At 64.4% G+C, this 23,253-nt stretch carries 26 protein-coding genes and 1 pseudogene; 12 read left to right on the top strand and 15 right to left on the bottom strand.

Annotated elements, in window-relative coordinates; translation table 11 throughout:
- Positions 1-12: 12 nt before the first annotated feature.
- The 7 genes from ssuC to ACFQX9_RS37510 form a co-directional block, all read right to left on the bottom strand.
- Positions 13-819, bottom strand: a complete 807-nt coding sequence (gene ssuC / locus ACFQX9_RS37540; RefSeq protein ID WP_377792013.1) for an aliphatic sulfonate ABC transporter permease SsuC — start codon at positions 817-819, stop codon at positions 13-15.
- Positions 816-1,994: an FMNH2-dependent alkanesulfonate monooxygenase gene (ssuD, locus tag ACFQX9_RS37535; protein WP_377792012.1), complete on the bottom strand. Its 1,179-nt coding sequence runs from the start codon at positions 1,992-1,994 to the stop codon at positions 816-818. Before ssuD ends, ssuC begins: the two co-directional genes overlap by 4 nt.
- Positions 1,991-2,944: a sulfonate ABC transporter substrate-binding protein gene (locus tag ACFQX9_RS37530; protein ID WP_377792011.1), complete on the bottom strand. Its 954-nt coding sequence runs from the start codon at positions 2,942-2,944 to the stop codon at positions 1,991-1,993. Before ACFQX9_RS37530 ends, ssuD begins: the two co-directional genes overlap by 4 nt.
- Positions 2,945-2,982: 38 nt before the next feature.
- Positions 2,983-3,945 carry a sulfonate ABC transporter substrate-binding protein gene (locus tag ACFQX9_RS37525; protein ID WP_377792010.1) on the bottom strand — a complete coding sequence of 321 codons (963 nt, stop codon included), beginning with the start codon at positions 3,943-3,945 and terminating at the stop codon, positions 2,983-2,985.
- A 360-nt stretch (positions 3,946-4,305) separates the two neighbouring features.
- Positions 4,306-5,472: a cytochrome P450 gene (locus tag ACFQX9_RS37520; protein WP_247294072.1), complete on the bottom strand. Its 1,167-nt coding sequence runs from the start codon at positions 5,470-5,472 to the stop codon at positions 4,306-4,308.
- Positions 5,473-5,549: 77 nt separating this feature from the next.
- The gene (locus ACFQX9_RS37515) at positions 5,550-6,338 is read right to left on the bottom strand and encodes a helix-turn-helix transcriptional regulator (protein WP_377792009.1); all 789 of its coding nucleotides are present in this window, start codon (positions 6,336-6,338) and stop codon (positions 5,550-5,552) included.
- Between the two features lie 97 nt (positions 6,339-6,435).
- Positions 6,436-6,795 (bottom strand): DUF2200 domain-containing protein, encoded by a 360-nt coding sequence (locus ACFQX9_RS37510; RefSeq protein WP_085395137.1) that lies wholly within the window; start codon positions 6,793-6,795, stop codon positions 6,436-6,438.
- A 321-nt stretch (positions 6,796-7,116) separates the two neighbouring features.
- Here ACFQX9_RS37510 and ACFQX9_RS37505 point away from each other — a divergent pair, with 321 nt between their 5' ends.
- On the top strand, positions 7,117-7,698 hold the full coding sequence (locus ACFQX9_RS37505) for a hypothetical protein (RefSeq protein ID WP_377792008.1): 582 nt from the start codon (positions 7,117-7,119) through the stop codon (positions 7,696-7,698).
- Between the two features lie 28 nt (positions 7,699-7,726).
- Here the strand turns inward: ACFQX9_RS37505 and ACFQX9_RS37500 are convergent, their stop codons facing one another.
- Positions 7,727-8,932, bottom strand: coding sequence for an LLM class flavin-dependent oxidoreductase (locus ACFQX9_RS37500; RefSeq protein WP_377792007.1), 1,206 nt, complete (start codon positions 8,930-8,932; stop codon positions 7,727-7,729).
- A 110-nt stretch (positions 8,933-9,042) separates the two neighbouring features.
- On the bottom strand, positions 9,043-9,933 hold the full coding sequence (locus ACFQX9_RS37495) for an acyltransferase family protein (RefSeq protein ID WP_377792006.1): 891 nt from the start codon (positions 9,931-9,933) through the stop codon (positions 9,043-9,045).
- A gap of 22 nt (positions 9,934-9,955) precedes the next feature.
- On the opposite strand from ACFQX9_RS37495, the pseudogene ACFQX9_RS37490 reads away from it, so the two are divergent.
- The 3 genes and pseudogenes from ACFQX9_RS37490 to ACFQX9_RS37480 form a co-directional block, all read left to right on the top strand.
- A pseudogene (locus ACFQX9_RS37490) lies at positions 9,956-10,264 on the top strand (nitrate reductase cytochrome c-type subunit); the annotation flags it as partial.
- Positions 10,261-10,914 carry a NapC/NirT family cytochrome c gene (locus ACFQX9_RS37485; RefSeq protein ID WP_377792005.1) on the top strand — a complete coding sequence of 218 codons (654 nt, stop codon included), beginning with the start codon at positions 10,261-10,263 and terminating at the stop codon, positions 10,912-10,914. The pseudogene ACFQX9_RS37490 and the gene ACFQX9_RS37485, both read left to right, overlap by 4 nt.
- An 89-nt stretch (positions 10,915-11,003) precedes the next feature.
- Complete coding sequence (locus tag ACFQX9_RS37480; protein ID WP_007596183.1) at positions 11,004-12,119, top strand: ATP-dependent RecD-like DNA helicase; 1,116 nt, start codon at positions 11,004-11,006, stop codon at positions 12,117-12,119.
- A gap of 94 nt (positions 12,120-12,213) precedes the next feature.
- On the opposite strand, the gene ACFQX9_RS37475 is transcribed toward ACFQX9_RS37480, so the two are convergent.
- A complete protein-coding gene (locus tag ACFQX9_RS37475; RefSeq protein ID WP_377792004.1) occupies positions 12,214-13,911 on the bottom strand; it encodes a caspase family protein in 1,698 nt (565 codons plus the stop codon).
- A gap of 245 nt (positions 13,912-14,156) precedes the next feature.
- On the opposite strand from ACFQX9_RS37475, the gene msrA reads away from it, so the two are divergent.
- The 4 genes from msrA to ACFQX9_RS37455 all read left to right on the top strand — a co-directional run bounded on the left by msrA (position 14,157) and on the right by ACFQX9_RS37455 (position 16,074).
- The gene (msrA, locus tag ACFQX9_RS37470) at positions 14,157-14,861 is read left to right on the top strand and encodes a peptide-methionine (S)-S-oxide reductase MsrA (protein WP_018453864.1); all 705 of its coding nucleotides are present in this window, start codon (positions 14,157-14,159) and stop codon (positions 14,859-14,861) included.
- Between the two features lie 15 nt (positions 14,862-14,876).
- Complete coding sequence (gene msrB / locus ACFQX9_RS37465; RefSeq protein ID WP_018453863.1) at positions 14,877-15,296, top strand: peptide-methionine (R)-S-oxide reductase MsrB; 420 nt, start codon at positions 14,877-14,879, stop codon at positions 15,294-15,296.
- Between the two features lie 108 nt (positions 15,297-15,404).
- On the top strand, positions 15,405-15,569 hold the full coding sequence (locus tag ACFQX9_RS37460) for a DUF3309 family protein (RefSeq protein ID WP_083926348.1): 165 nt from the start codon (positions 15,405-15,407) through the stop codon (positions 15,567-15,569).
- A gap of 211 nt (positions 15,570-15,780) precedes the next feature.
- Positions 15,781-16,074: a hypothetical protein gene (locus ACFQX9_RS37455; RefSeq protein WP_007596188.1), complete on the top strand. Its 294-nt coding sequence runs from the start codon at positions 15,781-15,783 to the stop codon at positions 16,072-16,074.
- 79 nt (positions 16,075-16,153) lie between these two features.
- Here the strand turns inward: ACFQX9_RS37455 and ACFQX9_RS37450 are convergent, their stop codons facing one another.
- Complete coding sequence (locus ACFQX9_RS37450) at positions 16,154-16,711, bottom strand: DUF4112 domain-containing protein (protein WP_085349202.1); 558 nt, start codon at positions 16,709-16,711, stop codon at positions 16,154-16,156.
- Positions 16,712-16,772: 61 nt separating this feature from the next.
- The gene (locus tag ACFQX9_RS37445) at positions 16,773-17,198 is read right to left on the bottom strand and encodes a DUF5413 family protein (RefSeq protein WP_085349175.1); all 426 of its coding nucleotides are present in this window, start codon (positions 17,196-17,198) and stop codon (positions 16,773-16,775) included.
- A 133-nt stretch (positions 17,199-17,331) separates the two neighbouring features.
- Here ACFQX9_RS37445 and ACFQX9_RS37440 point away from each other — a divergent pair, with 133 nt between their 5' ends.
- The 3 genes from ACFQX9_RS37440 (at position 17,332) to ACFQX9_RS37430 (ending at position 18,378) form a co-directional block, all read left to right on the top strand.
- Positions 17,332-17,577, top strand: coding sequence for a cysteine rich repeat-containing protein (locus tag ACFQX9_RS37440; RefSeq protein WP_085384905.1), 246 nt, complete (start codon positions 17,332-17,334; stop codon positions 17,575-17,577).
- Between the two features lie 37 nt (positions 17,578-17,614).
- A complete protein-coding gene (locus ACFQX9_RS37435; RefSeq protein WP_018453858.1) occupies positions 17,615-17,842 on the top strand; it encodes a hypothetical protein in 228 nt (75 codons plus the stop codon).
- A gap of 260 nt (positions 17,843-18,102) precedes the next feature.
- The gene (locus tag ACFQX9_RS37430; protein WP_051112961.1) at positions 18,103-18,378 is read left to right on the top strand and encodes a hypothetical protein; all 276 of its coding nucleotides are present in this window, start codon (positions 18,103-18,105) and stop codon (positions 18,376-18,378) included.
- Between the two features lie 156 nt (positions 18,379-18,534).
- Here ACFQX9_RS37430 and ACFQX9_RS37425 read toward each other — a convergent pair whose 3' ends face one another.
- Together ACFQX9_RS37425 and ACFQX9_RS37420 are read right to left on the bottom strand one after the other, a co-directional pair.
- Entirely contained in the window at positions 18,535-20,160 is a 1,626-nt protein-coding gene (locus ACFQX9_RS37425) for a hypothetical protein (RefSeq protein ID WP_085349173.1), read from the bottom strand.
- Between the two features lie 37 nt (positions 20,161-20,197).
- A complete protein-coding gene (locus ACFQX9_RS37420) occupies positions 20,198-21,490 on the bottom strand; it encodes an adenylosuccinate synthase (RefSeq protein WP_018453855.1) in 1,293 nt (430 codons plus the stop codon).
- Between the two features lie 366 nt (positions 21,491-21,856).
- On the opposite strand from ACFQX9_RS37420, the gene ACFQX9_RS37415 reads away from it, so the two are divergent.
- Positions 21,857-22,789, top strand: a complete 933-nt coding sequence (locus tag ACFQX9_RS37415; protein ID WP_204513993.1) for a DMT family transporter — start codon at positions 21,857-21,859, stop codon at positions 22,787-22,789.
- Between the two features lie 28 nt (positions 22,790-22,817).
- Here the strand turns inward: ACFQX9_RS37415 and ACFQX9_RS37410 are convergent, their stop codons facing one another.
- Positions 22,818-23,222, bottom strand: a complete 405-nt coding sequence (locus tag ACFQX9_RS37410) for a VOC family protein (RefSeq protein ID WP_018453853.1) — start codon at positions 23,220-23,222, stop codon at positions 22,818-22,820.
- Positions 23,223-23,253: the final 31 nt, after the last annotated feature.

Genomic DNA, 23,253 nt, shown 5'->3' with positions numbered 1-23,253 from the left:
CAGTATTTTTTCTCAACGTTTCAAATAGGCGGGGTGCCAGGAGAGCGTGAGGCGCTCCAGCACGCGGGAGGCGCTGTCGGCGAGCTTGCCGAGTAGGGCGTAGATCAGGATCGAGAGCACGACGACGTCGATCAGCATGAACTCGCGCGCCTGCATCGCCATGTAACCGAGGCCCGAAGACGCCGCGATGGTCTCGGCGACGATCAGGGTCAGCCACATGATGCCGAGCGCGAAGCGGATGCCGACGAAGATCGAGGGCAGCGCGCCCGGGAAGATCACCCGGCGAAACAGCTCGCCGTCGCTCATGCCGTAGATGCGGCCCATCTCGATCAGCTGGGGATCGACGGTGCGGATGCCGTGCAGCGTATTGAGGTAGATCGGGAAGAACACGCCGAGCGCCACCAGGAACAGCTTCGCGCCCTCGTCGATGCCGAACCACAGGATGACCAGCGGGATCAGCGCCAGATGCGGCACGTTGCGCACCATCTGCAGCGTTGTATCCGTGAGCTTGGCCGAGAGCTGCGACAGGCCATTGGCGAGGCCGAAGGCAAAGCCGATGCTGCCGCCGATCAGGAAGCCGATCGAGGCGCGCCAGAATGAAACCCAGATGTTGCGAACGAGCTCGCCGGAGAGCAGCAGCTTCCAGCCCGCAAGCAAGACGTCGCTCGGCGCCGGCAGCACCCGCGTCGGCACGAAGCCGGTGACGCTTGCGACCTGCCAGATCGCGATGATGGCGAGCGGCACGATCCACTGGATCAGGCTATCGACGCGCGGCAGGCGCAAACTGCGGGGAAGTGAAACGCTGTCGATCAGGCTCATGACTGCGACACCTTCTGTTGCGGACGGAAGTCGCTGCCGACCGTTTCACCAAAAGGACCACCGTTGAAGTGCAGCCTGGTCACGTTGCTGGGCTGCTCCAGCGAGAGCAGCGGAAACACCAGCTCGGCGAAACGATAGGCTTCTTCCAGATGCGGGTAGCCCGACATGATGAAGGTATCGATGCCAATGTCCTGATACTCCCTAATGCGGGCCGCGACCGTCTGGGCGTCGCCGACCAGCGCCGTGCCAGCGCCGCCGCGCACGAGGCCGACACCGGCCCACAGGTTCGGCGCGATCTCGAGCTTGTCGCGCTTGCCGCCGTGAAGCTGCGCCATGCGCTGCTGGCCGACCGAATCCATCCGCGCAAAGTTCTTCTGCGCGGTTGCGATGGTCTCGTCGCTGACGTGCTTGATCAGCTCGTTGGCCGCACGCCAGGCCGCGTCATTGGTCTCGCGGACAATCACGTGGAGCCGGATGCCGAAGGATAGTTTTCGACCGCGAGCTGCTGCGACCTCCCTCACCCTCGCGATCTTCTCGGCGACCAAGGCCGGCGGTTCGCCCCAGGTCAGATATTTGTCGACGGTGTCGACGGCGACGTCGATGCCGGCATCCGACGAGCCGCCGAAATAGAGCGGCGGACGCGGCGACTGAACCGGCGGAAACAGCAGTTTGCCGCCTTCGACATGGATGTGCTTGCCCTCGACGTTGACGGTCTTGCCAGCGAGCAGCTCGCCATAGACGTTGAGGAACTCGCGGGTGACCTCGTAGCGCTCGTCATGGGCGAGGAAGATGCCGTCGCCCTTGTTCTCGACGGGATCGCCGCCGGTGACGACGTTGACCAGGAGCCGGCCGTTGGTGATGCGGTCCAGCGTCGACGTCATGCGCGCGGCCACGCTCGGCGATTGCAGGCCGGGCCTGACCGCCACGAGATAGCGCAGCCGCTCGGTGAACGGCGCGACCGAGGAGGCGACGATCCAGGAATCCTCGCAAGATCGCCCGGTCGGCAGCAGCACGCCGAAATAGCCGAGCTGGTCGGCGGCCTGCGCGATCTGGCGTAGATAGTTGAAATTGACCTCGCGGCCGCCGATGCCGGTGCCGAGATAGCGGCCGTCGCCGTGGGTCGGCAGGAACCAGAGGATGTTGGCGTTCGCTTGCTTGCTCATGTGCTTGCTCATGATCCTGGCCTCCGCGCCACGTCGGAAATCTTGATGGATTTGGGGATCAGGTTGAGCGCGAAGAACGCGTCCGCAACCTGCTGCTGATTGGCGATGACGGCATCGGTCAGCGGCTTGATGCCGTAGGATTGCCGCTTTAGCGCGACCTCGACCACCGGGACTGACAGGCCGATGGACGGCGCCAGCTGCTCGGCAACTGCGTGGATGTCGCCCTTGGCCCAGTCATCGACCGCGCTCAGCTCGGCCAGCACGGCGTCGACGATCCTCGGATTGGTTTCGAGGAATTTCTTCGAGGAGAAATAGAACTGGTAGTTGGCGACGATGCCGGTGCCGTCGGCGAGCGTGCGGGCGCCGGTCGCGGCTTCCGCGGCGGCCTGGAACGGATCCCAGATCACCCACGCATCGACCGCGCCGCGCTCGAAAGCGGCGCGCGCATCGGCCGGCGCCAGAAACACAGGCTCGATCTCGGAATATTTGACGCCGGCTTTCTCCAGCGCCTTGACCAGGAGGTAATGGACATTGGAGCCCTTGTTGAGCGCGACCTTCTTGCCTTTGAGGTCGGCGACCGATTTCAGCGGGCTGTCTTTTGGCACCAGGATCGCCTCGCCCTTCGGCGCCGGCGGCTCGTAGGCGACATACTGGATCGGCGCGCCGGCGGCTTGCGCGAAGATCGGCGGGGCTTCGCCGGTGTTGCCGAAATCGATCGCGCCGATATTGAGCGCCTCGAGAAGCGGCGGGCCGGAGGGGAATTCGGTCCACACCACCTTGTAGCCGTCGGCAGCTAACTTCGGCTCCAGCGTGCCCTTGCTCTTGAGCAGCACCAGCTTGCCGTATTTCTGGTAGCCGATGCGGACCACCTTGTCCTGTCCGTAGGAGGTGCCGACCGCGGCGGCGACGATGCCGATCGACAGCACGATGGCCGCGATCAGACGCTGGATGATACGCCTCATGTTCAAACCCTTTGAGATGGGGAGATTGGTTGGCACGATCAGGCTGCCGGGTTGCGCCAGACGATGTCGCGGATCACGATCGGCTTCGGGATCAGGCCGAGCCTGTGGAAGCGCTCGGCGACACCCTGCTGAGTCGTGACGATGTCGTCGGTGACCGGGCCGACCACGAAATTCGCGCGATTGGCGGCGACGGTCTGGATGTCCAGTGGAACGCCGGTGACCGCGGCGAGCGATTTGGCGACCGCGTCGCGGTGCTGCTCGGCCCATTGACCGGCGGCGGTTGTCACATCGATGATCTGTTGCAGGATGGCGCCGTGATTCCTGGCGAAATCGCGGTTGGCGATGAAGAAGGAATTGGTCTTGGTGACGTCGCGCGCATTGATCAGGATGCGGCCGCCCTGCTTGGTCTCGCCGATCGCGAAATACGGATCCCAGATCGCCCAGGCCTCGATGCTGCCATTGGCAAAGGCAGGCCCGGCATCCGGCGGCGTCAGATAGACCGGCGTGATATCGGCATAGGTCAGGCCGGCTTTCTCGAGCGTCTGCACCACGATGTTGTGGGCGCTGGAGCCCTTGGTGAAGCCGACGCGCTTGCCTTTCAAGTCGGCGATGCCGCGGATCGGCGAATCCTTCGGCACCAGGATGCCCTGCCCGTTGGTGATGGGCTGGCCGGCGGCATAGACGATCGCCGCGCCCGCGGCCTGGGCGAACACCGGCGGGGAGTCGCCGACCGCGCCGAAATCGATGCTACCGACATTCATTGCCTCCATCATCGGAGGCCCCGACGAGAACTCGACCCATTTCACGTCGATGCCCAGGGGCGCGAAATGCTTTTCCAGGGCGGCCTGCTGACGCGTGATAACCAGCACGCCGGTCTTCTGGTAGCCGACACGAATGTCCTTCACCGCGCCTTGTGACGTTGCTTGCGCGTTGGCGTGCGAAACGAATGCGGCGGCTGCCGCAGTTCCAACGGATAGTTTGAGAAAATCCCGACGTTGCATCCGACACTCCCGGCCGCGTGCGGCCGTCCTTCATTCGTGCTCGGGAATGATGGGGCGGCTTATCGGAGGTGTCGAGACGCGCGGAAAAATAGCGATGCATGCACTGCGCACGTGGCGGAGCGCATGATTAATCTTTCGATCCACGGAGCGAACGCAGGGGATATTTTTCCGCACGCGAATGTGAAAAACGCACGCAACCGAGCCGAGAAATTAAAAATCGCGAAAACAACCCCATGCACAGTAGCCGGGGCGCGCGAAAACAATGACTTACGCTTATCCGAAATTGACCTTGACTCGTCGGGCAAAACAGGAGCAGGATGGCATCGTGGCGGCGTTGCGGATGGACCGGTCCCTGCCGGCCTAATGCAGCCATCTCACCGGTAGATTCTGCAGCCCGCGAAAGGCCCATCCGCCGATCCGTACCGGCTCGTCGTCGGCGATCTCGAGCCGGCCGGCACGGGCGAACAAGGTCGGCAGTGCGACGTCGGCAATCATGGCGCGCGAGGCCCAGGCGCCGGCGCAGAAATGCGGACCGGCGCCGAACGCGACGCTCTTGGCCGTATCACGCCGCACGTCGAACTGGTCGGCGCGCTCAAAATGCTTCTCGTCGCGGTTGGCGGAGCCGAACATGAGGAATACGCGTTCATCGGTTTCGAACGCGACGTCGCGGATCGTCCACGGCTTTGCGATGCGCCGCGGCGACATGCCGATCGGCGAGATCCAGCGGGCATATTCCTCGAAGGCCTGGAGCCACGTCACCTCGCCCTTGCGCACGAGATCGAGCTGGTCGGGATGGGTCAGCAGCGCCCACACCGTGCCGGCGATCGCCTTGCGCGGCTCGTTCTGGCCGCCGGAGATCGCGAGCTTGACGTTGGCGCGCACGCTCTCCATCGCCATGCCGGACGCGAGGAGCACGCCGAGGATACTCTGGTCGGGATGCTTGCGCATCACCGGCAGGATGTCGTCGATCGCGGCATCGATGCCCGACGTCGCTGCATGGCAACGCGCCTCGACGGCCGCGTCGCCGCTGTAATTGGCGATGCCCTCGATCATGCCCTGTGACCAGGCGTCCATGTCCGCAAAGCCGATATTGGTGAGGCCGGTGATCGACTTCAGGCATTCGCCGGAGAACGGCAACGCGAAGTCGCGCATGAAATCGATCCGCCCGGGCTCGATCGCTTCGATGATGCGGTCGGCATGGGCCTGGAACAGCGCGGCCCAGTGCGCCTTCACCGTCTTCGGCGACACCGTTGGAAACATCGCGCGGCGCTCGACTTGATGCGCCTCGCCGTCCTTGCGCATCATGTTGTGGCCCATCAGCCGGTTCATCAGGCCCGCGGGCTGGTGCGAGGAGAACACGTCGATCTGCTTCTCGGAGATCGAGATATCGTCGCGGCTCGTCAGCAGTGTCGAGCCGAGCTGCGGCACGAAGGCGATCGGCGCCTCCTTGCGCATCGTTGCCAGCATCGGATATGGATCGGCCCAGAATGCGGCCGGGTCGATGTCGATGCGCGGCGCGGTGCTCAAGCTTCGCTCCATTGCTGTTCGCCACCGAGGTTAGCGGCTTCAGGAGACGCCGTCTGTCCCCAGCGATTGGGACAGCTTCAGTTCAGGCTGCGCGGGCCGGCGAGCAGGCGCAGCACGATCGCAAACAGCTCGCTTTGTGACGAGATGCCGAGCCGTTCATAGGCGCGCTTGCGGTAGGTCAGGGTCGAATGCAGGCTGATGCCTAGCGCCTGCGAGATCGCTTCTGAGCTGAAGCCGGAGAGGATGCGCCGGCAAACGTCCTGCTCGCGCGGGGTGAGGCTGGCGAGGGGCGCGCGCGTCGCGAATAGCGCGGCGACAGACTGCTCGGTCGTCGCTGCCGAGCCGTGCTGGAAATGGCGTGCCACGCTCGCACTGATGGCCGGTGCGATGGCCTCAAGCCGCGCACGCTGGGCATCGCTGAAGCGGCCCTGGACAGCGATGCGATAGAAATTGATGTAGAAACAGGTGTCGTCGACCCAGATCGCGGTCGCGCATTTGTCGACGATGCCGGAATCCACAAAGAACATTTTGCGGTAGCGGGCGCCGTACATGCGCGGCGCGAAGGCGGGCAGCACGAGCGGCGCGCGGCCCTCCCCTTCGAACAGCGCATCGCGGTTGGGATCGGATTGGTGGAACTGGCCGGCATAGGCGGCGCCGAGATCGCCGCCGATCGGGATGTTGCCGGCATCGAGCAGGCAGTGTGCGGCGCCCGCGCGGCTCAGCGCGAACACCATGCAATGCCCGACCCCGGCCTGCCGGCGCAACGTCTCGATCAGGACATCAGGGAAATCCGGGCGACCGATGGCAAGCACCGCGGGCGTGACATCCCCAGCTGCCGGATTTGCGGGCGTCCCGCGAGGGCGCATCGTTTTCTCCCCATCGCCTTTTGACGAAATTTATCAGCAATGGCCGCGCAGCGGAAGGCGGGTGTCGCCCGATATCTCCTGCGACGTCGCCGGGGGCTCAGGAAGCACTTTTGCGCAGAATCCTGTCCATTGCTTTTCCCTTGGCCAGCTCATCGATCAGCTTGTCCAGGTAGCGGATCTCTCGCATCGTGGGTTCTTTGACGTCCTCGACCCGGACGCCGCAAACCACGCCTGTGATCAGGGTTCGCGAAGGATTGATCTTGGGGGCCTTCGCAAAGAAGGTTTCAAAGTCCGTCCCCTGCTCCAGTTGAGCTTCCAGCTCGTTCTGACCATAGCCTGTCAACCAGGAGATGACCTGATCAACCTCCGTTTTGGTGCGCCCTTTCTTCTCCGCCTTCGCAACGTAAAACGGGTAAACGCTTGCGAAGCTGGTGGTATAGATCCTGTGTTTCGCCATGACCACTCCATGGATCACTCGCTGCGGCCGAAGGCCGATACGATATCATCGATGGAGTTGCCTGTAGAGGTTCTGACTGAGAAGTCCCGCGAAGCAATATACGGCGGCAAATGCGCTCCATCAAAGCGCCCGTGATATCCGTCACTGAGCGTTCAAGGCAGTTGCGGCACTCTGCATCGTGCCAGCGCAACCACCTTCCGGGCGGCCGCTGAGGTGACTGTCTCGACAGTGTTTTGCCGGCACCCCCTGCTAGGTTAGCAGAATTCGCACCCAGCAGGGTATGCTCGGATGTGAAGCTTACTCCAAGGCAAAGGCGCAGCTATGTTCAAGGTCGAACCCACGCTTGAAAATCTCGCATCGCATATCCAGCGGCAGGACCAGTCGCTGAAGGCTATGAGTTGGAGCGTTTTGGGGGCTACGATCCTGGCGGCTGCGGCGATCATTTCATCGCAATGGCATGCGACCGCTAATGCCGATACAGTCAAGGCCAAGACCCTGTCTGTGGAAACAATTGCCTTGCGAAATGGCACCGGCAAAATCGTCGCCTTGATCTCATCCACTTCCGACGGAACGCCGCACATCTCGCTGTTGGATAGCCGCGAGAAGGTGCGTCTCAGCATCGGGCTTCGCCAGGATGGCGTACCTTCGGTGTCGCTCCTCGATACGGAGCAGGGTCAGCGGGCAGTGCTGTCCCTGAACGATCATCAGGATGCGTCCTTGACGATGTACAATGCTGCAAAACTTCCCCGTGCGACGCTCGCTGTGGACTCCGTCAGCTCGGGTCACATGGTTCTCTTCGGGACCGGCGGTGGTCTAAACTTCTCCGCTTTGGATGGCCGCGTGCAGTGGACTCCGGTGGGCGGAGCCGTTCAGAACATCCAGACGAAAACCGAATCCAAATAAACTCAGCCGGCCGCAGCGGCGAAAGACCCTACCCCGCCGCCGCCTTCGCCGGCGGAACGTTGATCGCGAGCTTGCCATAGCGGTCGGTGAACGCCTGCGTGTCGATCTCCTCGAGCTTGATCTCGCCGCTCATGACGCCCTGCTTCCAGGCCGCCTGCGCGGGATCGTTCTGGAATTCCGGCATCACCTCGCGGCCGAACAGCTCCAGCGATTCGCAGATGTGCTCGTGGCTGTTCTTGCCCGCCTGGTTCAGCAGGATGACCTGGTCGATATGCGAGCCCTGGAAGCGCTTCAGCTTCCTGCGGATCGTCTCGGGCGAGCCGACCAGTCCGCCGCGCAGCGCAGCCTCCTGCGCCTCGGGATTGTCGCGTTTCCACTTGTCGTACTCGTCCCACATGTTGACGGTATAGGTCTCCGGACGCTGGCGATTCTGCGACGCGCCGTAGAAGCGTAGCGCGAACTGGAAGAAGGTGGCGCCGTCGGCGCGCGCACGCGCCTCCTCGTCCGTCTTTGCGCACATGAAGAACGACACCAGCGCCATGTTCGGGTTGATCTCGTAGTCGGCGAGCTTGGCGAGGCGCTTGGTCATGGCGTTGTAATAGGCGTGCACCCAGGCGTGCGCGGCGTCTGCGCTGACGAACTGGAAGCCGAGCGCACCAAAGCCATGGCGGCCGGCGCGCTCGATGGTCGGCAGCTGCGAGCAGGCCATCCACAATGGCGGATGCGGCTTCTGCACCGGTTTTGGCACGACGTTGCGCAACGGGATGTCGAAATATTTGCCGTGGTGCTCGCTTCCTGCGTCCTTGAACATCGGGAAGATCGCGGCGACGGCCTCCTCGAACACCTCTTTCTTGGTCTCCATGTCACGGCCGAACGGCGTGAGCTCGGTGATGGAGGCGCTCTCGCCCATGCCGAATTCGCAGCGGCCGTTGGAGAGCAGATCGAGCACCGCGACGCGCTCGGCGACACGTGCGGGGTGGTTGGTCGTGAGCTGGAGGATGCCGTGGCCGAGCCGGATGTTCCTGGTGCGCTGGCTCGCGGCTGCGAGAAACGATTCCGGCGAGGGCGAATGCGAGTATTCTTCGAGGAAGTGATGCTCGACAACCCAGGCGTGGTCGTAGCCGAGGCGGTCTGCGAGTTCCATCTGCGAGAGCGCGTTCTGATAGAGGCTGAGCTCGTCGCCGGCCACCCACGGCCGTGGCAGTTGCAGCTCATAGAAGATGCCGAACTTCATGACGCCGTCTCTCCCAGGTTTTCTTGCAGGTTTTCTTGCAGGTTTTCTTGCAAGTTTTCTTGCCGTTTATTTTTTTCTTGCGGGCATCTTAATGGGCGGGGCGGCGCTGTCTACGCAGTCGCAATTCCGCCTTGCGGGAGAAGGTGCTTTTCGGCGCGGCGGCCATTCAGGACCACGCCGATGAAGGTGAAGCGCACCAGCAGATGATAGCTCGCCAGCATCGGAGGAAGCGCGACGACGAGAAGAACACCGAACTTGATCAGACCGGGCCAGTCGAGCTGCGACAGCGCGACCTGCAGCGCCATCACGATCGGCAGGTGGATCAGATAGAGCCAGTAGGATGCATCGGCGAGATAGCGCCAGGTCGGGCTGAAGCCGGACATGAAGCGGAGCGCGAGGCCGATGACCGCAAAGGTCGAAATCCATATCGCCGGCGCATACAGGATCACGGAGACAAGCCGGAGCGTGGCGAAGCCGAAAGGCAGTTTCGGTGCACCCGGCGCGGACGTCATCGCCCCAACCAGCACGAAACTGATCAGGATCAGAGTGATTGCGAGCAGAAGATGCGGGAGCCAGCGCCGCTCAATCAGTCGCAGCAGATCGATCTGCCGATGCAGCAGCCAGCCGATCGCGAAGGCGGTGCCGAAGCCAATCCAGGCCTGCGCGTTGGTGACGAGCGATTGATCCGGCGTCCTCACGCCCATCACGTTGATCCAGCGTTGGTCGAGGCAGAAGGCGGCGCCGATCGGGATTGCCAGAACAAGGGGGGCCAGCGGACTTTTCATGATCCCGGCGAAGACCCGGTCAATCACCGCTCGCCACCTGCCTGACGCATCTAGCCAGACAAATGCGCCGCGCAGCAGCAGCACGACGACATAAAGCTCCAGCAGCACATAGATGAACCAGAGATGGGTCAGGGGGAAATTCGGCAGCACCGGTGGCCAGCTGCGGGACCAGCCGCCGTTCGGGAAATGAGACGCCCAGATCGCGATGAAGTACATGGGCGTGAACAGGATCGGCCAACCCGTGCGCAACTATCCGGAGCAGCCGCCGGTGATCCCGCACACGATCGACGGCTATCAGATCGACCTCAACGGCAACAAGTGCCTGTCCTGCCATGCGCGGGCGCGCATCGCGGAATCGCAGGCGCCGATGGTCTCGATCACCCACTTCATGGACCGCGACGGCCAGTTTCTGGCTTCGATCTCGCCGCGCCGCTTCTTCTGCACGGAATGCCACGTGCCGCAGAACACCGCCAATCCGCCCGTCAGCAACGACTTCACCGACATCGACACGCTGCTGTCGCGCGCAAGCCCCGGTGGCCGCCGATGACGACGACCGCTGATGAACCCGGCGAGGGACTGAAGGCCAGACGCGGCTTCGTCGCGCGAAGCTGCGACTTCGCGCGCGAGCTCTGGCAGGTGCTGATCCGTCCGAGCTCGGTGTTCGGGCTCGGCGTGCTGGTGCTGGCGGGCTTCATGGCCGGCGTGATCTTCTGGGGCGGCTTCAACACCGCGCTGGAATTGACCAACACCGAAAAATTTTGCACCGGCTGCCACGAGATGAAGGACAACGTCTACGCCGAGCTGAAGTCGACCATCCATTTCGCCAACCGCTCCGGCGTGCGCGCGACCTGTCCGGATTGCCACGTGCCGCACAACTGGACCGACAAGATCGCCCGCAAGATGCAGGCCTCCAAGGAGGTCTGGGGCAAGATCTTCGGCACGATCGACACCCGCGAGAAATTCCAGGATCACCGGCTCGAACTGGCGGCGCATGAATGGGCGCGCTTCAAGTCCAACGATTCGCTGGAATGCCGGAACTGCCACAGCGCCGATTCCATGGACATCACCAAGCAGTCGCCGCGCGCCTCGGTCGCGCACCAGCACTTCCTGTTCACCAAGGAAAAGACCTGCATCGACTGCCACAAGGGCATCGCCCACCATCTGCCCGACATGCGCGGCGTTCCCGGCTGGCAATAGGGCGCCCCGCCCGGCTTGAACCAGCGGTGCGAATGGTTAGTTTTGGGGCTGGCGAATCGCTCCGTTTTCGCCCCCTCCTCAAGACAGACATGGCCACATTCACCCCGCATCAGGATGCCGCGCTCAAGGCCGTTGGCGACTGGCTCAAGGCCAAACCCGGCCGCAACGGCACGCCGCCGGTGTTCCGCCTGTTCGGCTATGCCGGCACCGGCAAGACCACGCTGGCGCGGCACATCGCCGACGGCGTCGACGGCGAGGTGAAGTTCGCCGCCTTCACCGGCAAGGCGGCGCTGGTCATGCGCAACAAGGGGTGCGACGAAGCCTCCACCATCCATTCGCTGATCTACCGCACCCGCGAATCCGGCGAGGAGCAGCCCAGCTTCGAGCTGTGGGACGACGCCCCGGCCTCCAAGGCCAAGCTGATCGTGATCGACGAATGCTCGATGGTCGATGCCGAACTGGGCCGCGACCTGATGTCGTTCGACTGCCCGCTGCTGGTGCTGGGCGATCCCGCGCAGCTGCCGCCGATCCAGGGCGGCGGCTTCTTCACCAATACCGAGCCCGACGCGATGCTGACCGAGGTGCACCGCCAGGCCCAGGACGATCCGATCGTGCGGATGTCGATGGACGTCCGCGAGGGCCGCGAGCTCGACATCGGCCGCTACGGCGAGAGCGAGGTGGTCTCGCGCAAGGAGCTCGACCCTGATCGCGTCATGGCCGCCGACCAGGTGCTGGTCGGCCGCAACAACACGCGACGCGCGTACAATATGCGGGTGCGCCAGCGGCAGAACATCGAGGACGTCTTCCCCGTCGCCGGCGACAAGCTGGTCTGCCTGCGCAACAACCGCAAGAAGGGCCTGTTCAACGGCGGGCTGTGGCGCGTGAAGTCGCGCAACACCTCGCGCTCGAAATCCCGCATTCTCAGCATGCGACTGTCGCCGGACGAGGATCTCGGCCACAAGGTGACCAAGGTCTCGGTGCGCGCCGATTGCTTCGAGGGCGGCGTCGAGGCGATCGCCTGGGAGCAGCGCAAGCCCTATGACGAGTTCGACTACGGCTACGTGCTGACCGTGCACAAATCGCAGGGCTCGCAATGGGACGACGTCGTGCTGTTCGACGAGAGCTTTGCGTTTCAGGAGAGCCGGGCGAGGTGGCTGTACACGGGCATCACGCGGGCGGCGAAGCGGCTGAGCATCGTGGTTTGAAACTGCGGTAGTCCGGATGGAGCGCAGCGTAATCCGGGGTTAGCTCCGCGATCGTGATTCCCGGATTTCGCTGCGCTCCACCCGGGCTACGAAGTCACTTCGCCGCGACGAAATAAAAATCCTCGCGCCCCGGCGGCGAGCCGTAGGAAAACGGCTGCTGCTCGTGCTTGGTCACAAGCCAGACATCGTCGCGAACGATGTCGAACAGTTTTCGGATCTCGACGCGCGGCATCTTGATCTCGCGAGCGAGCGCGGTGGCGAACGGGCTGTCGGCACCGCCGTCGCCATCCATCGCGGTCTCGCCGTGCTTGGCTGCGTAGACCACCATGAAGCCGGCGCCCGGCTCGATGTTGGAAAAGCCCTTGTCCACCAGCTTGAGCGACAGCGTGCGCTGCATGGTCGGCGCGAACGGATTGTCGCGGCAGGCATCCAGCATCACCAGACGCACTTTTCGCGCAGCGCCCACCGCCGCGATCACCTGCTCCAGCGCGACCGCCTGGGTCTCGGCGTCCCTGTCGGCGGCGAGCTTGGCGTCGACGGGAACGAGATAATTCACGCCGCCGATCTCGAAACCATGGCCGGCATAATAGACCACCGCCCAATCCGCCTTCTCCGCCTCGGCCGCAAACGTCTGCAACGCTTCGAAGAACTTGTCGCGGGTGAGGTCGCTGACGGATATCACGGTCTGGAAGCCGACATCGCGCAGCGCGGCTGCGATCATTTTCGAGTCGCGTGGCGGATTGGGCAAGGCGTGGACGTTCTTGTAGGCGCCGTTCCCGATCACCAGCGCTACACGGCGCCCCGTGGATCCGGCCGGTGCCTGCGGGGTCAGCGCGGCCAATCGCTCCTGCGCGATCGCGCGGGCGCGCGCGACGTCAAGTTCGTCGAACTTCGTCAGCGAATAGGCCGCCGCACGATAGTCGGCACGGGCCTGGGCGAGATCCTTCTTGCGCTCGTAGATCTGGCCGCGACCCGAATGTGCCCGGACGTTGTTCGGGTTGATCTGGATCGCCGTATTGTAGTCCTTCAGCGCGGCTTCGAAATCGCCCTTCAACATGTTGACGTCGGCGCGATTGTTGATCGCGTACGTGTTCTTCGGCTGCTTCTCGATTAGGCCGTTGCAGTCGGCGAAGGCCTGGTCGAACTTGCCCATCATGCCGTAGGTGATGCAGCGGTTGCCGGTGATCTGCTGCGCGGCCGGTTCGATCTTCTCGGCCTCCGCGAAATCGGCAATCGCGCCGTCAAAATCCTGCATCAGCGTGCGCACGCGGGCGCGGTTGGTGTAGCCGAGCAGGAACCTGGGCGCGTATTTGATCGACAGGTTGAAATCGTCGAGCGCGCTTTGCAGCGCACCCCGGCGCAACTGGATGACGCCGCGGTTGTTGTAGGGGACACCGTAGGTCGGGCGCTTCTGGAGCGCGAGGTCGTAGTCCGCCATCGCATGATCGTCCTGGCCCGTCCGCTCATAGGCGAGGCCGCGCAAATTGAGCGTGACGACGTTGTCGGGATCGAGGTCGACGGCCATGGACAAGGTCTCGATCGCGTGGCCGTAGTCGCGCTTGTTGAGCAGTGTGTTACCGCGCACGGAGAGCGCGATGGCCTTGTCCTTGCCGGTGAGCCGGTCGGCGTTGAGCAGCTTGTCGCAGGCCTGCGCCCTCGCCTGTGCATCCGCCTGGCGGTCGCGGCAAATGGCGAGGTCGTCGCCGGGTTGCGGTTCGGCCGCCGCGAGCGAGCTCCAGCCGGCCAGGATGGCGAGCACGACGACGAGGGTCAGGGATGCCACGCGCAGCATGTTGTCAGGTCAGCTCCAGCCACGATTCTCTTAAGTCGATCACCGATCGCGCCGGTTCATCTAGCGCGGAGTTCCGGTCGTCGCCAAGCCGGGCCGCTGGAGGCGGCGCGTTTCACGGACTCGTGTCCCTCCGGCCGTAACAATCGCCCGGTCCGCCCGTATCTCGAATGTCCGAAAATGCCGGGCAGGCTGTTCGCCCGGCCCCAACCGCCCTAGACTGTCAGACCTTCCGAAAGAGGATCGCCATGCGCCGACCTGCCGTCCTGTCCCTGCTCGCCGCAACCACCGCCCTGACGCTGGCCTTTGCCGCGCCGACCCGGGCCGCAGAGGATGCGGTCGTGATCCCCGCTCCTGCCGTTGATGTGGCCCCCGCAAGCGGGATCCAGACCGCCGTGATCGCCGGCGGCTGCTTCTGGGGCGTGCAGGGCGTGTTCCAGCACACCGCGGGCGTCGTCAACGCGGTCTCCGGCTACGCCGGCGGCACCAAGGCGACGGCCGACTACCAGACCGTCTCGAGCGGCCGGACCGGCCACGCGGAATCCGTCGAGATCAAATACGACCCCAAGAAGATCTCCTACGGCAAGATCCTGCAGATCTACTTCTCGGTGGCGCACGACCCGACCCAGCTCAACCGGCAGGGCCCCGACACCGGTCCGCAATATCGCTCGGCGATCTTCACCACGTCCGACGAACAGAAGAAGGTGGCCGAGGCCTATATCGCCCAGCTCAACGGCGCCAAGGTCTTCAGCAAGCCGATCGCGACCAAGGTCGGCGCGCTGGAGGCATTCTATCCGGCGGAGGCCTATCACCAGGATTATCTGACCCTGCACCCGAACCAGCCCTATATCGCCTACAACGACCTTCCGAAGGTCGAGAACCTGAAAAAGCTGTTCGCGGATAACTATATCGAGAAGCCGACGCTGGTGAGCGCCAGCAAGGCCACCAACTGAAAAAACGGGAGACCCATGCCCGACACCAAGACGAAAACCACGGACGACAAGGTCATCAAGAGCGAAGAGCAATGGCGCAGCGAGTTGTCGCCGATGCAATTCGCGGTGCTGCGCGAGAAGGCGACCGAGCGTCCCTTCTCCGGCGAATATGAGCACGACCACCGCGCCGGCACCTACACCTGCGCCGGCTGCGGCAACGTGCTGTTCGAGTCCGACGCGAAGTTCGATTCCGGCTGCGGCTGGCCGAGCTTCACCCAACCCGCCGTCGAGGGCCATATCGAAGAGGAGCGGGACGTCAGCCACGGCATGATCCGTACCGAGGTGCTGTGCGCCAAGTGCAGCGGTCATCTCGGCCATGTCTTCCCCGACGGCCCGGGGCCGACGGGCTTGCGTTACTGCATCAATTCCGCCGCGCTGAAGCTCGAACCCAAATAAACCTTGCGCGGCGCCGAGTTCCGTCATGGAACCCGGCGCCGCGATGTGCTTTTCTTCCCTGGTGGTGCGGCTGGCCATGGCGTGGCGGCGGCCGCCAGGGAGGATGCCATGACGCTTGGGACCATCCTGATCATCCTGGTGATCATTTATCTCGTCGGCGGCCTGTCGGGCCGCTTCGGCGGCTACGGCTACGGAATGGGTCATTCCGGCATGGGGATCGGCGGCCTCGTCCTGGTGGTGCTGCTCGTGCTGCTGCTCCTTGGCAAGCTGTAGACCATTCAAGTCGCTGATATTCCTGCAATTTCCCGGGCTGCGGAGCTGCCATGCGCAGATTCATCATCTCGCATCGCGGGGGTCGCAATTTTGTCAAAACGGGCTATATTAGAGGACGAAAATGACATGTGCGGCGCCCACTCAATCGTGGCCTCTGCCCGTCCCAACCCCACGCGCTTAAAGCCCCAGAGAGATCACGAGGTCTTTGACCATGCGTCCACTGCGTCCGTTCAACTTCAACACTTCCGCCGAACTCTTCCCCGCTGCGATCCGCAAGAAGAAGCGTGCAGGCTTCACCTATCGCCGGTTCGGCACCGCGGCCGAAGCCGTCCAGTTCGCGATGGAGCAGTTGCCGACGGATTCGCTGAACGGCGCCTATCTCCAGGTCGAGGAAGCGCGCTTCGACCAGAACGGCATCCGGTCGCTCTATGAGAGCGAAGCCTTCCCGCTGCCCCGCCACCGCAAGCCGGTGGAAGCCAGCACCGACGCTGCCGACGCGGCGTAAGTTTTCGTCACGCGCTCCGATGTGCGCTGAAAGCGCGATGGCCCGAAAGGCCGTCGCGCTTTTTGCGTTTTGGGGCGTGTCAGATGCGAGGCTGCTTGTCGAGCCAGCGGCGGAGCAGGCGCACGTTGCGCATGTTGGCACGGAACATGACGTCGAATGCGTCGCCCGCGAACGGGACGATGCCGACGACGCCGTCGAGGGCGACATTTCCGAGCATGCGCGCGGTGATGTACCAGGGCGCCCCGAGCGCCCTCGCCTCTTGCACCAGCCAGAGCGAGATCGCGGTGGTGATGATGTCGCCGACGACGGGGATCAACCCGATCAACCCATCGATGCCATAGCGGATGTTGGTTCCGGGCAGCACGAAGGCGACGTCGAGCAGCTTTGCGATCGCCTCGATCCGCGCGATCCGCTGCTCGCGCGTTAGATTGCCAAACGGGTTGCCGGCGAAGGGACTGTCCTTCCCGAACTCGAAGCGAAATTCGCGAAAGCCCTGCCCCAGCGTTTCGGGCCGGATCTCGTGACCGTCCTGATCGATGATCGGCCCACGCCCGTCGGTGCCCGAAGAGGCCGCACCCGAGCGGCTTCCCGAACGGGATCGACGCGGAGCAAGAATATCGTCATCGGACATGGTCATGGCCTGTAGGGAACGCGCCAGCGCGGCGGAGGTTGCTGCGGCGTGATTGAAGGTCGCGCCCTCAAGTCTGTGCCGCCGCCGGCTGCGGCTCCGCGACATATTTATGCACGAGCCAGGATGAAATCACCGCCGGCACGAACCCGACGAGGCCGTACAGGATGAACTGCACCGCGCCCGAGTCCGGCCCGCGCGAGCTGTAGGTCAGCGAGGCCAGGATGAAGGCGAACACGCCGACCAGCAGCATCCGCAGCACCGGGCCGATCCGGCGGACGTGGACCAGGATATCGTCGACCGCACCGATCATCAGCGAGGGCAGGAAGCCGAACAGATAACTGTATTGCAAGGATTTGAAGAACACCGCGAACAGCTTGCCGACCTCAGCGAGACTGGTCTGGGTCCAATAGCCGGACTGATAGGTCGTCGTCAGCAGCAGCAGGAACCCGCCCACGAACGGGCCGACCAGCGCAAACACGAGATAGCGTTTCATCAGGCACCCTCATCCTTCACCTTACTATAGCAGCGCCGCGGGAACCTTGAATAGCGGGGGGTGCGGGCTCTGCGCTGGGAACAAGCGGCATAGCGACGGACTTGAAATTCACCTGTCAGATTTGGAGCCGCCGATGTCCCGCAAACTGTTCTTCCTGGCGACGATCGCACTGACGGCCGTGAGCGGCCTGTCGAACGCGCCCGCTCTCGCACAAGGCCATATGGGTTCGCCGCAGGAGCAGCAGGCCTGTTCGCGGGACGCCTCGCGCTTCTGCCGCAAGGACCTCGGCAATGACGGTGCGGTGCAGGCCTGCCTGCAAGCCAACCGGGCCAAACTGTCGCGGTCTTGCAGCAAGGTCTTTCAGAGCCACGGCATGTGAGGACCGGAACCATCCCCGGCGAACGGAGAGTGAAGCCATGTTGCGCGACGAACAGCTCTCGATCCTCAGGGACATCAGCCAATCCATCGCCTTTGCCGACGACCGGCACGGCAAGATAGGCGAGCTGATCGCCGACGGTTACGTGATGAAGGACGGAGATCTGTTCGAGCTCACGGCAAAGGGCGTTACGGCGGTCGAAGAGCATGCAGCGCTTGGCGCAAGCGATGTGGAACAAGCGAGCGTATCCTCCGATCGGTTGATCTGATCGCACGCGAGTCGCGTTGTGCGTGACGTGCGCGCAACAATTGCGAATTCCTTTTTGCCTGCCATTGCGGTCGCGCAACAATGGCGCATACTTGGCTCGGGCGGCGCAGCACTTTTCGATTCGAACATCACCAGAGATCGAGCAACCACATGCGGGATTGAGGTCCCGGCGTGATGGCTGAGACATGCGGCAGGTCAAGCCGCGTGCGGCGCCCCAAAACCAAGTGGCTCAAGCCCACGGAACTCGGGGACGCATTCTGCATGACACGCAATCAGACGATCGCAACTCTCTTCGCCCTCGCCACCACCGCCATCGCAATCCCGACATCGCCAAGCTTCGCGTTCTCGTCCGAAGCGCAGCAGATGTGCTCGGGCGATGCGATGCGGCTGTGCTCCAGTGAGATCCCCGACATTCCCCGGATCAGGGCCTGCATGGTGCAGAAGAAGGCTCAGGTCAGCCCGGGCTGTCGCGCCGTGATGGACCGCGAGCATGCCGCCGCGACAGGATCGCGCAAGCGGGAAGCAGCCGCGCAATAGAGAGAGCGTATCTGCGGCCATCGTGAGGGCCCGCCCAAGGGGCGGGCCCTCAGGATGAGGTCTCGTTTCGCGGCGAGATATCGAACCCTCATGGTGAGGAGCCCGCCAAGGCGGGCGTCTCGAACCATGCAGGCCAAGGTCTCACGGGGTAGAGATCTAGTCGCCCCACTGCGCGAAGGCGTCGTTGAAGGCGCGCTCGCCGGGAGCGCCCTTCTCGATGGCGATGATGGCGCGGCGCTGGTTGGCGTAGACCAGGGGCACGTCGAACCAGGAGCGCTCCTTCAGCAGCTGGACGTTGCGGCTGCGGTCGGCATCGACGTTGGAGAGGCCGACCAGGAAGAAGCCGTCGGTGACCTTGACCGCGAGGCCTGCGAGTGGCGTGCCGCGTGCCTGCTCGTTCGACTTCATCAGGATGCCCGGCACGTTGGAAACGCCGCCGCCCGGAAAGTCCGGCGGCAGGACGAAGGTCAGCTCCGCGGTGTGGCTCGCCGGCAGCGAGGAGTCGGTGTTGCGGCGGAACGACATCGTCATCTTGAACTTGCGGTCGGGGATCTCGATGTCGGCGCGCACGGCGACGTCGGCCTTCTGGTTGCCCGACGCCTTGATCGGCTCGAGCCGCCACACCACCGAGCCGACATATTGCTTGCCCTTCGGATCGGATGGATCCTCGTCGTAGAGCACGACTTTCTGCGCCACCGGCGCGACCGGCTGGTCGCTGGCCGAGGGCTGGCCGACGCGATCCGGAATCTTGGGCTTGCTCTGCGGCTGAGACGAATCCTTGGGCGCCTCCACCACCTGCGTCGGCGAAGACTTCAACAGGTTGGTCGCGGTCTGGACCAGCTGCTTGCCCCACAGGATGCCGGCACCGACCAGGATCAGCACGATGCCGACGGCGATCGCGCTCTTGAACGGAAAGGCGCGGCCGGTGCGGGCGCGCTTCTTCTTGGGTTCGCGGTCGAGAACGGGGATGTGCGGACGTTGCGACGGCGGCTGCGACGGCGGCGCGTAGCGCTCAGCTTCCTCGATCGATTCGTCGTAGGAATACGGCGCGTCGGCTCCGGCGCCGCGATTCTCCAGGCTCGGCTCGAGCCGGTCGAATTCCGGCGAGGGCGAGGGCACGTTGGCGTAGGTGCGGCGCGCCGCGCGGTTGGCCTGCGCGGCGGCGCCGCCGAGCTCGTTGGCGTCCGCCGTGATGTCGCGGAAGCCGCGCACGCCCGGTGCGGGCGGCAGCGGCGGTGGCGGTCCCATGTCCGGCGGACGGCGCCCACCAGCGCGATCACGTCCGACCGGCGGAGGCTCCGGCATCGACGACGGGGCCGGCGGACCCGGCTGCCGCGGCGCGTCGAAACGCGGGGCCCGCGGCGCACGCGGGGCGTCGCCCTGGTCATCGACATTGAAGGAGGGCCGGTCAGCCCGCGGCGGCGGCGGAGCCGGACGGGTGCGCGGCGGGGCAGCGGTTTGCGGCGCGGGCGAGTTGCCCTCGGTGGCGCGGGTGCTGGCACGGCGGAAGGCGTCGCCGCTGCCGCTGCTGCGGGCGCCGCCACCGGGGCGCGAGGCCTCGCGGGCACGCTGGGCCGCCTCTGATTCGACCTTGCGGACGGCCTCTTCCAGCGAGAGGCGCTCGCGGGTGATCTCGGATTCGGAGAGCGGCGGCTGCACGCTGCGCAGTTGCGCGATCAGCGCCGTGCGCGCCCGCTCGTAGAGCGCGCGACGGCTCTCGCCGGGAGCGTTGGGGTCCAGGGCGGCAATAGCGCGGGCGATCAGCGGGTAGTAATCAGCCATTTCTACTCAATTATACGCGCGTCCCGGTAAGAGATCGTTAAGCCTCAAACGGATTTTGTACCAGGATAGTATCCTCGCGTTCGGGGCTGGTGGAAAGCAGCGCCACCGGGCACCCCACCAATTCCTCGATCCGGCGGACATATTTGATCGCCTGGGCCGGCAGCTGGGCCCAGGACCGCGCATTGGCGGTCGGCTCCTTCCAGCCCTCGATGGTCTCGTAGATCGGCTCGACCCGGGCCTGGGCGCCCTCGCCCGCCGGGAAATGATCGATCTCCTTGCCGTCCAGCCTGTAGCCGGTGCAGACCTCGATCGAATCGAAGCCGTCGAGGATGTCGAGCTTGGTCAGCGCCAGACCGTTGATGCCGCAGGTCCGGACCGCCTGGCGAACCAGAACCGCATCGAACCAGCCGCAGCGGCGGGGCCGCCCGGTATTGGTGCCGAACTCGCGGCCGCGCTCGCCGATCTTGCGGCCGGTCTCGTTGTCCTGCTCGGTCGGGAACGGGCCCTGGCCGACGCGGGTCGTATAGGCCTTGCAGAGGCCGAGCACATAGCCGACCGCGGCGGGGCCGAGGCCCGAGCCGGTCGCCGCCTGCGCCGCCACCGTGTTGGACGAGGTGACGTAAGGGTAGGTGCCGTGATCGACGTCGAGCAGGGCGCCTTGCGCGCCTTCGAACAACATGCGCTTGCCCTCGCGCCGCTTGATGTCGAGCAGCCGCCACACCGTCTCGGCATAGGGCAAGAGCTGCGGCGCGAGCGCGGTCAATTCCTTCACGATCTCCTTGCCGTCGAACTCCGGCAGGCCGAGGCCGCGGCGCAATGCGTTGTGATGCGCCAGCAGCCGGTCGATCTTGTGCGGCAGGGTGTCGAGATCGGCGAGGTCCATCAGGCGGATGGCGCGGCGGCCGACCTTATCCTCGTAGGCCGGGCCAATGCCACGGCGGGTGGTGCCGATCGCGGTCGCCGCATTGGCGGATTCGCGATGCGCGTCGAGTTCGCGGTGCAGCGGCAGGATCAGGGTGACGTTCTCGGCGACCCGCAGATTGTCCGGGCCGACCGCGACGCCCTGCGACCGCAGCTTGGTGACCTCGTCGAGGAAGGCGGCGGGATCGAACACAACGCCGTTGCCGATCACCGACAGCTTCTGCTCGCGCAGCACGCCCGAGGGCAGCAGCGCCAGCTTGTAGGTCTTGCCGTTGATCACCAGCGTGTGGCCGGCGTTGTGGCCGCCCTGGAAACGGACGACGATGTCCGCCTGCTCCGACAACCAGTCGACGATCTTGCCCTTTCCTTCGTCGCCCCACTGGGCGCCGACGACGACAACATTGGCCATTCGCGGGTAATCCCTATGCAATCTGTCAGATGCGCCCAGCCCAATCACGGCCGGGGCCGCTCGAACGCGAGGCAGCCAACCGGATAAAGGATGCAGCCCCTCTAGGCAAGCAAGAACGGGACTTTTTCGAGGCCGCGAGCGCATCCCAAGCCTTTGATATCCCCTGAAAATCCAGAAACCTTCGCGGCGGGTGCAATGCTTCGACCAAAGCGTGAGAGGCTGCTTCCGCCGCTGCATGGTCGCGATGCATCCGGCCCCCGTTGATGCAACCTCGATTTCCGTGTCTTTGAACGGGGCCGGGTTTGAACCGGCCCGGGGGCCACCGGGCTGGAGGCTTGGCGCATGACGCGGGGCCACAACAATCCAATGTCCGCCACCGACGAGACCACCGGCGCCGCCACGTCCGGCCACAACTGGATCGCCAACCAGCCTTATCTGCTGCTCAGCATCACCGCGCTGTGCTGGGCCGGCAATGCCATCGTCGGCCGGCTCGCCGCCGGTCACATCCCGCCGGTGACGCTGTCGTTCCTGCGCTGGTTCTTCGCCTTCCTGCTGGTGCTGCCGTTCGCCTGGAAACACCTTGCGCAGGACTGGCCCGCGATCCGCGGCAGGCTCGGCCTGATGGTCACGCTCTCGATCACCGGCATCGGCGCCTTCAACACGCTGCAATATTGGGCGCTGGAGCATACGCAGGCGCTCAACACTCTCCTCTTGCAATCCGCCGCGCCGCTGGTCGTGGCGCTGTGGTCGCTCGCCATCCTCGGCGTCCGCCTCACCGTAGCGCAGGCCTTCGGCGTGCTGCTGTCGATGTGCGGCGTGCTGATCATCCTGCTGCATGGCGACTTCACCACGCTGTCGAACATCGACTTCAACAAGGGCGACCTCATCTTTGTCGTCGCGCTGATCATCTTCGCGCTCTATTCGGTGCTGACCTTGAAGCGGCCGCCGATGCACGGCCTGTCGTTCCTCGCCTTCACGTTCGGCTGCGGTGCTGCCTGTCTCCTTCCGCTGGAGATCTGGGAGTTGTCCGCGCGTCCCGTGATGAAGCTCGACGGGCCGAACCTCCTGACCCTGTTCTATGTCGCGGTATTCCCCTCGACGCTCGCCTATCTCTGCTTCAATCGCGGTGTCCGCCTGATCGGCGCCAACCGCGCCGCGCCGTTCTTCCATGTCGTGCCGGTGTTCGGCTCGATCATGGCAATGGCGTTTCTGGGCGAGCACCCGCAGGCGTTCCACTTCATCGGCTTCGCGCTGGTGCTGGCCGGCGTGTTCGTGGCGTCACGGAAGCAGGCGAGCTAGGCTTGGGGCCCGGTTCGATCGGCTGCGATCAAGCGTTTGTCGACGGGTTCATCCACACCATCTCCCAAACATAGCCATCGGGGTCTTCAATGTGTCGGTTGTACATGAAGCCGAGATCCTGCGCCGGATTGGGATCGGCGCGACCGCCCGCAGCCACCGCGCGCGCCAGCGTTGCATCGACGGCATCGCGGTCGTCGACCGTGAGAGCGAACATAGCCTGGCTGTGGCGCCGCGCGTCGCCGATCTCGCGGCTGGTGAATTCACGATACCGGTCGTGGGTCAGCAGCATCACGCCGATCGCGTCCGTGAACATGAGCGACGTCGAATTTGCTCCGGAGAATTGAGGATTCACCGCGCCACCCAGGGCTACGTAGAACGCAGTCGATGCGGCGAGATCGCGTACCGGCAGGTTGACCAGAATCATCTTGGACATTGCTTTTCCTTCGAAAGCGGCTGGAAGCCGC

The organism is Bradyrhizobium sp. GCM10028915, from assembly GCF_042666195.1.
In the GTDB taxonomy this organism is placed as follows: domain Bacteria; phylum Pseudomonadota; class Alphaproteobacteria; order Rhizobiales; family Xanthobacteraceae; genus Bradyrhizobium; species Bradyrhizobium canariense_D.
The sequence above is the reverse complement of the archived record's forward strand: the minus strand, read 5'-3'. Positions and strand labels throughout refer to the sequence as shown.